Annotated in this window: 3 protein-coding genes; 2 read left to right on the forward strand and 1 reads right to left on the reverse strand. The window is 63.7% G+C overall.

Annotation, left to right across the window (positions count from 1 at the left end; translation table 11 throughout):
• The first annotated feature begins 245 nt into the window (after window positions 1–245).
• The gene (locus EN935_RS28520; protein ID WP_127265694.1) at window positions 246–1490 is read left to right on the forward strand and encodes an MFS transporter; all 1245 of its coding nucleotides are present in this window, start codon (window positions 246–248) and stop codon (window positions 1488–1490) included.
• Window positions 1491–1565: 75 nt separating this feature from the next.
• A complete protein-coding gene (rnd, locus tag EN935_RS28525; protein ID WP_109668530.1) occupies window positions 1566–2717 on the forward strand; it encodes a ribonuclease D in 1152 nt (383 codons plus the stop codon).
• Window positions 2718–2783: 66 nt separating this feature from the next.
• On the opposite strand, the gene EN935_RS28530 is transcribed toward rnd, so the two are convergent.
• Window positions 2784–3158: an MAPEG family protein gene (locus EN935_RS28530; protein ID WP_245489074.1), complete on the reverse strand. Its 375-nt coding sequence runs from the start codon at window positions 3156–3158 to the stop codon at window positions 2784–2786.
• Between the last annotated feature and the right edge of the window lies 1 nt (window position 3159).

A 3159-nucleotide genomic window follows, 5' to 3' on the forward strand; every position in this document is an offset into this window, starting at 1 on the left:
CTGCTGACCTCTGGATCGCTTGGCCGGCGGCCAGCCGCGGACAAATCCGCCGCGCCGGCGGACGAGCCGCTCGAACCAACGCGGGACAAGATGCTGGCGCGGACCGGCGAGGCTTGACCGTTCTCGTGGCGTGGCAGACCTGCCACGAGCAATTGGACATATCCTCGCTGTAGTTAGCCGGGAATTGCCGCTGGTATTGGCCAAGGCGATGGTTCAAGAAGGGATCACCGACACGTGATTGCTTCATGTCCTCCATCCGTCCGCTGATCCCGCTCCTTCTCGCCGCCGGCATCCTGCTCGGCGGTAATGGGCTGCAGAGCACGCTGATCGCGCTGCGCGGCGCACAGGAAGGGTTTTCCGCTTCCGACATCGGCCTGATGGGCACCTTCTATTTCGCCGGCTTCCTGCTCGGCTGCTTGGCGATCACCCGCATCATGAAGGCGGTCGGCCATATCAGGGCATTTTCGGCGCTGGCAGCGATCGCCTCGGCGGGCACCTTGCTGCTGGTGCTGGTTCCCGATCCGGTAATGTGGTGCGCGGTGCGCTTTGCCGGCGGTTTCTGCTTTGCCGGGCTGTTCACCATCGTCGAAAGCTGGCTGAATTCCGGCGTCGCCAACAAGGATCGCGCCCGCGTGCTGGCGATCTACCGGATGGTCGACACCGGTTCCGTCACCGGCGCCCAGTTCCTGATCCCGGTCTTCGGCGCCGGCGGCTTCACCATCTTCGCCATCATGTCGATCATGATCACCTTGTCGCTGGTGCCGGTCTCGCTTGGCGACCGCTCCAATCCGACGCCGCCCGAAGACGTCAAGCTCGACCTGGCGCGCGTCTGGCGGATTTCGCCGCTGGGCTGCTTCGGCTGCATAGCAGTCGGCGTCACCAACAGCGCCTTTCGCACATTGTCGCCGGTGTATGCCGAGCAGATCGGCATGTCGGTCGCCGATGTCGTCACCTTCGTCAGCGTCGGCATCTTCGGCGGCGCCATCATCCAGTATCCGCTCGGCTATCTCTCCGACCGCTGGGACCGGCGCCGGGTGCTGCTGATAACGACCTGCTGCGCGATGGTTTCGGCACTGGCGCTGGTGTTCATCGCTGGCAGCAATCCGCTGCTCAACTTCATCATCATCTTCATCTTCGGCTGTTTCGCCATGCCGCTCTATTCGCTGTCGGCGGCGCATTCCAACGACCGCGCCGACACGGGCGAGTTCGTGCTGATCAATGCGGCCTTGATGCTGTTCTATTCCTTCGGCGCCATTGGCGGCCCGTTCGCCGCCTCGACGGCGATGCAGTATTTCGGGCCTAGCGCGCTGTTCGTGTTCAGCGCCGTGGTCTATGCGATCTTCATCGCCGTCATCCTCTACCGGATGCAGGCCCGGTCCGGCGTGCCGGCAGGCAGGCGCAGCCGCTTCACCGCACTCTTGCGTACCTCGACGGTTTTCGCGCGGCTGGCCAAGAGAAACAGCGATTCCGACGGGCAGGTTGGGTCGTGACGATAGCGCCAAAGCTTGACGAAAGCCCCGCCGGCTGAAATCTAGGAAGACCTTACTCCTGCCAAAAGCGATTTGATGCACGTCATCACCACCCAGAAAGAACTCGAGACCGTTCTCGCCGCTTTCGAAAAGTCGGATTTCGTCACCGTCGACACCGAATTCATTCGAGAAACGACCTTTTGGCCGATTCTGTGCCTGATCCAGATGGCCGCACCCGGCGTGACGGCGCTGATCGATCCGCTGGCGCCTGATATCGACCTGAAGCCGTTCTTCAAGCTGATGGCCAACGAAGCGGTGGTCAAGGTCTTCCACGCCGCGCGGCAGGACATCGAAATCATTGTCCATCTCGGCGATCTGGTTCCGCATCCGGTGTTCGACACGCAAGTGGCGGCGATGGTCTGCGGCTTCGGCGACAGTGTTTCCTACGATCAGCTCGTGCAGCGGATCACCGGCGCGCGGCTCGACAAGTCGTCGCGCTTCACCGACTGGCGCCACCGGCCGCTTTCCGACAAGCAGCTCGACTACGCGCTGGCCGACGTCACCCATCTGATCGAGGTCTATCAACACCTCAGCGCCGAACTGGAGCGAGAAAACCGCGCCCATTGGCTCAACGAGGAAATGGAGGTCCTGACCTCGCGCGAGACCTATGATCCGCACCCCGAGGACGCCTGGAAGCGCCTCAAGATGCGGCTGCGCAAGCCGCAGGAACTGGCGATCGTGCAGGGCGTGGCGGCGTGGCGCGAGCGCGAGGCGCGCGAACGCGACGTGCCGCGCGGCCGCGTGCTCAAGGACGACGCGATCTACGAGGTGGCGCAGCAGGCGCCGCGCGACGCGGCAGCCCTTGGCAAGCTGCGCACCACGCCGAAAGGCTGGGAGCGTTCCTCGACGGCGACGGCGCTGCTTGGCGCGGTCAACACCGCGCTTGCCTTGCCCAAAGAGCAGATGCCGAAGCTGCCGAAGAATTTCCAGCCGCCCGAGGGCTCGAGCGCTGCGGCGGAACTGTTGAAGGTGCTGCTGCGGATCGTCGCCGAAAAGGAAGGCGTGGCCTCGAAAGTGCTGGCCTCCAGCGACGACATCGATCGCATCGCCGCCGAGGGCGAGGATGCCGACGTGCCGGCCCTGCAGGGCTGGCGGCGCGCGGTGTTCGGCGAGGCGGCGCTCAAGCTGGTGCGCGGCGAGATCGGCATCAAGTTCGACAAGCGCAAGATCGCCGTGTTCGACCTGTAGCCGCTGTACCCCCACACCGCTCCGCTTTGCGGAGCTACCCTCCCCTTGGGGAGGGTAAACACCTGCTCAAACCACGCCGAGCAGGTGCAGCGCGAACCAGATCCATCCCAGCAGAAGAATCACCGCTCCGACGAAGAAAGACCGGCTGCGCAGCAGCAGGTTGTTGCTCGTCAGGTGAACCCAGGCATGGAAATAGCGCGACGCGACAAAAATCCACATCAGCGCCAGGGTCAGATAGTTGACGCCGTTGGTCAGGTGCAGCGTCAGGCACAGCACATAGAACAGCACCGGCAGCTCGAACTGGTTGGTGAGATTGGCGGCAACGGTGATGCTGGAGGCCGGCTCGGTCGAGCGCACCTTGAACTGACCGGCTTTGGCTTCGCCTGACCTGACTGCGCCGTATCTGCGCCGACCCAGGACGCAGTAGACGATGTAGATCAGC

This window comes from Mesorhizobium sp. M7D.F.Ca.US.004.03.1.1 (assembly GCF_003998635.1).
Classification (GTDB): domain Bacteria; phylum Pseudomonadota; class Alphaproteobacteria; order Rhizobiales; family Rhizobiaceae; genus Mesorhizobium; species Mesorhizobium loti.

Coding starts and splice junctions, on each gene's coding strand:
- EN935_RS28520 (WP_127265694.1), top strand. CDS start 246: ATGTCCTCCATCCGTCCGCTGATCCCGCTCCTTCTCGCCGCCGGCATC.
- rnd (WP_109668530.1), top strand. CDS start 1,566: ATGCACGTCATCACCACCCAGAAAGAACTCGAGACCGTTCTCGCCGCT.